A 6,556-nucleotide genomic window follows, 5' to 3' on the forward strand; every position below is an offset into this window, starting at 1 on the left:
TGTATTGGCAATGATCGGTGGGGTGCTATTTTATGCCGTTCTCTATCCCTTGCCATATTTAAACCAAAGCCCTGAAGAGCAAAAAATCACGGTTGTTGATTTAGATAAATCTGAGTTGAGCCGAAAATTCATACTAATGGCGAATGCATCTCAACAATTGGATGTTATTGAACAAGCTGAAAGCGTCAATCAAGCGAAGCAACAATTCTTAGATAATCGTGTGACTGGTTTTCTAGTGATCCCTTATGGCTTTTCAACTGATTTACAGCTTGGACAAGCCCCGACGGTTGCTTATGCAGGAGACGCCTCTTATTTTCTAGTTTATGGCACCATTATAGAAGGGTTGATGAAAGCGGGGGGAACATTAGCCGCTGAATATCGTATAGCTCGCATGACGATTGATGGCACGCCTATAGCAGCGGCTATGGATACGTTTCAACCGTTTAAATCTAACTATGTTCCTGTATTCAATCGTAATATGGGCTATGTTGAATATGTCGTTCCTGCTGTATTTGTTCTTATTTTACAGCAGACATTATTGATGGCCGTTGGTGTGCGACAAAAGGCAGCAACCGCACTTGAAAATTCGGGTTCTCATTTGATCGCTCGCTTTAGTATTTTCTTATTATCTGAATTAGTGTTGGCGTGCTTTTATTTTGGTTATGTCTTTAATCATTACCATATCAGTCGCTTTTCTACTGCCATTGACGTGATTATTTTACTCGTCCCATTTATCTCATCAGTTATCATTCTTGGGATGTTACTTGCCCGATGGCTACCAACCACTGAAAGCCTCCTTTTACTGGTATTATTTAGCTCAATGCCAATTGTGTTTAGCGCGGGTTTCATTTGGCCAACAGAGCTAATCCCTAGCTTAATAACGGATTTAATGCACTTATTACCGAGTGGTTTTGCAATTAATGGCTTTCTTAAATTAAATCAACAAGGTGCAGGATTGCACAGTGTTTTAATGAATCTGACCGGGCTTTATGGGTTATGTTTCCTTTATGCTACTTGTCTTTTTATCAGTAAACGTAAATAACGCTTATTAATAAAACTTAGGGACAATACATTATCAAATCTTAAGCTTATAATAAGCCTTATTTCAAAAAGGAAAATGAAATGGGGCTTTTTTCACGTCTATTTGGTTCTTCACCTAAACAAGAACTGGTTATTGAATCAATCGAATACAACTCTTTTCTAATATACCCAAACTCAGAGGCCGATGGCTCTCAATTTCGCATCGCCGGAAAAGTAACAAAAGAGATCAATGGTGAATTAAGAGAGCATCGTTTTATTCGTTCTGATGTTATCTCGTCAAAAAATGATGCCGATGAATTAATGGTTCGTAAAGCCAAGATGTTGATTGATCAGATGGGTGAATCTATCTTTAAATAAGCGCAATAGACTTGATGTAGATTAGCACTCTATTGATGTTTGTCTTTATACTTATTCTTGAAAATCAAATAGTAACAATCAGTGGTTTGACCTCTGCTTAGTCATCATAATGTTGTTTTTTTACTAAATTAGGGTGAGAATAAGCAGATATTTATTTAATGTAATGTAATTATGTCATTTTATTACAAAACACTTGAATTAATATCATATATTCGATACAACTAATGTATTAATTCAATGCCAATAGTAAAGGAATAACTATGCAAATTGGTGTACCTAGAGAAGTACTAGCAGGGGAGACTCGCGTCGCAGCGACCCCTAAAACGGTTGAACAGCTATTAAAGCTTGGCTTTACCGTTGCGATAGAAACTAACGCCGGTATCTTAGCAAGCTTCGATGACTCTGCATTTCAAAAAGCAGGCGCAACGATTGTATCTTGTGATGATGTGTGGAAATCAGAACTTATCCTCAAAGTAAATGCCCCTCAGCTTAATGCTGAAACTGGCGTTGATGAATTTGAACTTATTCAAGAGGGAACTAGCCTAGTTAGCTTTATTTGGCCAGCTCAAAATGAAGAGCTGCTTGCTAAATTAGCCACCAAAAACATTAATGTAATGGCGATGGATTCGGTTCCTCGTATTTCTCGTGCACAAGCATTGGATGCATTAAGTTCAATGGCTAACATTGCAGGTTACCGTGCTGTGGTAGAAGCTGCCCATGAATTTGGTCGTTTCTTCACAGGTCAAATTACAGCGGCTGGTAAAGTTCCACCAGCGAAAGTACTCGTTGCTGGTGCTGGTGTTGCTGGCCTCGCGGCTATCGGTGCTGCTGGTAGCCTTGGTGCTATCGTTCGAGCATTTGATGTTCGTCCAGAAGTAAAAGAGCAAGTGCAATCAATGGGTGCAGAGTTCCTTGAAGTAGATTTCAAAGAAAACTCTGGTTCTGGTGATGGCTACGCAAAAGAAATGTCTGATGAGTTCAACAAAAAAGCAGAAGAGTTGTACGCAGCTCAAGCGAAAGATGTTGATATTATCATTACAACCGCACTTATCCCTGGTCGTCCTGCACCAAAGCTAATTACTAAAGCAATGGTTGATAGTATGCAAGCGGGCAGTGTGATTGTTGACTTGGCTGCCGCTAATGGCGGTAACTGTGAATACACAGTAAAAGACCAAGTAATCACAACAGATAATGGCGTAAAAATTGTAGGTTACACTGATATGGTTGGTCGTTTACCAACGCAATCATCACAACTTTACGGCACAAACTTAGTAAACCTTCTTAAACTGTTATGTAAAGAGAAAGACGGCAACATCAATATCGATTTTGAAGATGTCGTTCTTCGCGGTGTGACGGTTGTTAAAGAAGGCGAAGTAACATGGCCTGCGCCACCAATTCAAGTTTCAGCTCAACCTCAAGCAAAAGCAGCACCAAAAGCTAAAATAGCCCCGAAAGTTAAAGAACCAATGTCTCCGATTAAAAAATTCGGCATGATTGGTGCTGGTATCGCAGCCTTTGGTTGGGTTGGCTCTGTCGCTCCTGCTGAATTTTTAGCTCACTTCACTGTATTCATCTTAGCTTGTGTCGTTGGTTATTATGTTGTTTGGAATGTAAGCCATTCACTACATACTCCACTAATGTCAGTAACGAATGCTATCTCAGGTATCATTATTGTAGGTGCATTACTGCAAGTAGGTCAGGGTAATGGTGTCGTTTCTGTTTTAGCATTTATTGCAGTTCTAATCGCGAGTATTAACATATTCGGCGGATTTGCTGTTACCAAGCGTATGCTTGAAATGTTCCGTAAAGATAAATAAGGGGTAGGATAATGTCAGCAGGATTAGTTCAAGCAGCCTATATTGTATCTGCCGTTCTATTTATCATGAGTTTAGCCGGTCTGTCTAAACAAGAAACCGCTCGTTCTGGTAACTACTACGGAATGACGGGTATGGCTATCGCGTTAATTGCGACCATTTTTGGTCCTGATTCCGCGGGAACAGGTTGGATCATCGTTGCAATGGCAATCGGTGCAGCAATCGGTCTTTACTATGCTAAGAAAGTTGAAATGACAGAAATGCCAGAACTTGTGGCAATTCTTCACAGCTTTGTTGGTATGGCAGCGGTACTTGTTGGTTACAACAGTTATATCGATCACGGTGTACTTACTGGCGCAATGCTAAATATCCATTTAGTGGAAGTGTTCTTAGGTATTTTCATCGGTGCAGTTACCTTTACGGGCTCTCTGGTTGCGTTTGGTAAATTACGTGGTGTGATCAGCTCGTCAGCACTTCAATTGCCGCACCGTCATAAATTAAACTTATTAGCATTAGTTGCTTCTGCCGCGCTTCTTTACTACTTTGTTAGTGTTGAAGGCAGTATGTTTGCCATTATCTTAGTCACTTTGATTGCCTTTGCTTTTGGTTACCACCTAGTTGCTTCAATCGGTGGTGCAGATATGCCAGTGGTTGTGTCTATGCTTAACTCATACTCTGGTTGGGCAGCAGCAGCAGCAGGTTTCATGCTATCAAATGATCTTCTGATTGTTACTGGTGCATTAGTTGGTTCTTCAGGTGCGATTCTGTCTTACATCATGTGTAAAGCAATGAACCGTTCTTTCATTAGTGTTATTGCTGGTGGTTTTGGTCAAGATGTGGTGGTTTCTTCAGATGACGAAGAGCAGGGCGAACACCGTGAAACAACGGCTGAAGAAGTAGCAGAAATGCTTAAAAATTCTAAGTCAGTCGTTATCACTCCAGGATACGGCATGGCAGTAGCTCAAGCTCAATATCCAGTTCATGAAATTACAGAAAAACTTCGTGCACAAGGTATCAATGTGCGTTTTGGTATTCACCCAGTTGCGGGACGTTTACCGGGCCACATGAACGTATTACTTGCAGAAGCAAAAGTGCCTTATGATATCGTTCTTGAAATGGACGAAATCAACGATGACTTATCTGACACAGATACGGTTCTTGTTATCGGCGCGAACGATACGGTTAACCCAGCTGCAATGGACGATCCAAACAGCCCAATTGCTGGAATGCCAGTACTTGAAGTTTGGAATGCGAAAAACGTTATCGTATTTAAACGTTCAATGAATACTGGTTATGCTGGTGTGCAAAATCCACTCTTCTTTAAAGAAAACACTGAAATGCTTTTCGGTGATGCTAAAGCAACATGTGTTGAGATAAGTAAACATCTTTAATTAAACGTGTTTATTAAATAGATTAAACCGAGTATTTAGTACTCGGTTTTTTTTCATCAATTTCCCAAGAATAGTAATTAATCACAGTCTTCTTAAAATCTCTTCTGAGCTATACCTACCGTACTTAATAGATCTTTATGGCGCTATTTTCATCAATTTACGCTTGAATGATCTAAAATGGATCCCTACTTATTAAAATGTACCTTTGAGAAAGTAGATAATGATCATATACTACGGATAAGTGATAAATAAGTTGTAATATCAATGACTAGTGACACTGTAACACTTTTAAATAATGAGATTTCAGTAGGACTTACCATGCCTAAAATGAGCAGCTTAAATGCAGCTCAGGCCTATTTGTTATCTTTGAACTCTGAAAATAGCCGATCAACGATGAGATCGAATCTAAATAAGATCGCATATCTTCTCGGATCTTTTAATTTAAACAATTGCCCATGGCATCAGATAAATCGTGATTACGTACTTGGTGTTATTGAAGCATTAAAATCCGAAAAATTAGAATCGGCCACCATCAATACCTACATAGCGGCAATCAAAGGTGTGGCTCAAGAACTATGGTTATCGAAAAAGATCACCACTGATAACTATCAATTAATAAAACACATCAAACAAATGAAGGGCTCTCGATTAGCGAAAGGCCGCGCTTTATCCCGTAATGAGATCCAATTGTTGTTTTCTTCTTGTAATGATCAGACCATAAAAGGCATTAGAGACAGTGCTATTTTAGGCGTATTATTAGGCTGTGGATTAAGACGCTCAGAAATTGTCGATTGTTCTATTGGTAATTTTAATGCAGAAGAGGGGTCATTACGGGTACTTGGTAAGGGTAATAAGGAACGTATGTGTTACTTACCAAAACAGTCATTATCGCTATTAGATTTATGGTTAACCACCGTCAGTGGCGATAAAGACCGAGCTCTGTTTACGCGTATAAGACGTTTTGACGCAGTGACCGATGATAAACTAACCTCACAAGCTATCTTGCATATACTAAATGAAAGACGAAAACAGGCTGGGGTAAATGCATTTTCTCCGCATGATTGCCGAAGAACTTTTGCTTCTATGTTGTTGGATAATGGCGAGGATATCTCTACTGTAAAGGATGCGATGGGGCACGCAAGTATCATTACCACGCAAAAATACGATAAACGTGGATTTGAGCGTTTGAAAAAAGCAAGTGATAACTTAAACTTCATGTGAATAAATAAGCACAGTAGTTAGAAAATCCTCGGGAATATAAATTAATTTTTGCGTATTTAATCAAAATAATGAATATAGCGCATAATGATGCGAATCGTGTTACCGCCTGTGATTTTATGAAGTAAGAAGTTATTCATCGCTATCATTTATGGCTAAAAAAGTGCTGCTGCATTGTTTATCGCCTTTTTTTCAGAAATAGATGAGCAGTAAAATGATCTTTAAGATCAATTAATAAAGTTAAAATAAACATCAATCACAGGGGCAATCATAGGATGGAAATTTTGCGCAAAAATGACCATATTTCGGCTGATTTATTGTGATGCGCACGTTCGGTGCCACACCAAGTTGGAGCGCTTAAATTGAGCAAGACACAGTTAATTGTTCTGTAGTCGATTAAAGAGGGTGAAGAGATGACGCCGTCACAGATTGCGGATAGATGTGGTTTGTCATCAAGCTGGGCAAGTTCGTTGTTGAAGAGGCTGGCAGAAAAGTATTACTTAACTCGAAGTTGTATGCAGCAGTTAACGGGTGGGGTTGAGTATAGTTACCAGTTGGCATAGTATGTTGTTTAATATATGTTGAATGGTTTAAATATGACTTTATATAAGTATCGTGCGATTGATAAAAACACATTAAACATCTTGATAAATCGAGAAATATTTTTTCCATTATCAAAATATTTTAATGACCCATTTGATTCGCAGTTATTACCAGGTGAATATATTGAATCGC

General features: G+C 39.0%; 6 protein-coding genes. All 6 read left to right on the forward strand.

Annotated elements, in window-relative coordinates; all coding sequences use genetic code 11:
* The coding region (locus Q1K78_RS16660; RefSeq protein ID WP_300181480.1) for an ABC transporter permease at positions 1-1,042 on the forward strand (1,042 nt) is incomplete at its 5' end.
* An 80-nt stretch (positions 1,043-1,122) separates the two neighbouring features.
* Entirely contained in the window at positions 1,123-1,398 is a 276-nt protein-coding gene (locus Q1K78_RS16665; protein ID WP_300181482.1) for an HlyU family transcriptional regulator, read from the forward strand.
* A 260-nt stretch (positions 1,399-1,658) separates the two neighbouring features.
* Positions 1,659-3,215 carry a Re/Si-specific NAD(P)(+) transhydrogenase subunit alpha gene (pntA, locus tag Q1K78_RS16670; protein ID WP_300181484.1) on the forward strand — a complete coding sequence of 519 codons (1,557 nt, stop codon included), beginning with the start codon at positions 1,659-1,661 and terminating at the stop codon, positions 3,213-3,215.
* Between the two features lie 11 nt (positions 3,216-3,226).
* Positions 3,227-4,603 carry a Re/Si-specific NAD(P)(+) transhydrogenase subunit beta gene (gene pntB / locus Q1K78_RS16675; protein ID WP_300181486.1) on the forward strand — a complete coding sequence of 459 codons (1,377 nt, stop codon included), beginning with the start codon at positions 3,227-3,229 and terminating at the stop codon, positions 4,601-4,603.
* Between the two features lie 318 nt (positions 4,604-4,921).
* Positions 4,922-5,824: a tyrosine-type recombinase/integrase gene (locus Q1K78_RS16680; RefSeq protein ID WP_300181488.1), complete on the forward strand. Its 903-nt coding sequence runs from the start codon at positions 4,922-4,924 to the stop codon at positions 5,822-5,824.
* Positions 5,825-6,234: 410 nt separating this feature from the next.
* Positions 6,235-6,384: a hypothetical protein gene (locus tag Q1K78_RS16685; RefSeq protein ID WP_366900178.1), complete on the forward strand. Its 150-nt coding sequence runs from the start codon at positions 6,235-6,237 to the stop codon at positions 6,382-6,384.
* Positions 6,385-6,556 lie beyond the last annotated feature (172 nt).

Source organism: uncultured Aliivibrio sp., from assembly GCF_946479765.1.
Lineage (GTDB): Bacteria > Pseudomonadota > Gammaproteobacteria > Enterobacterales > Vibrionaceae > Aliivibrio.

Coding starts and splice junctions, on each gene's coding strand:
- Q1K78_RS16665 (WP_300181482.1), top strand. CDS start 1,123: ATGGGGCTTTTTTCACGTCTATTTGGTTCTTCACCTAAACAAGAACTG.
- pntA (WP_300181484.1), top strand. CDS start 1,659: ATGCAAATTGGTGTACCTAGAGAAGTACTAGCAGGGGAGACTCGCGTC.
- pntB (WP_300181486.1), top strand. CDS start 3,227: ATGTCAGCAGGATTAGTTCAAGCAGCCTATATTGTATCTGCCGTTCTA.
- Q1K78_RS16680 (WP_300181488.1), top strand. CDS start 4,922: ATGCCTAAAATGAGCAGCTTAAATGCAGCTCAGGCCTATTTGTTATCT.
- Q1K78_RS16685 (WP_366900178.1), top strand. CDS start 6,235: ATGACGCCGTCACAGATTGCGGATAGATGTGGTTTGTCATCAAGCTGG.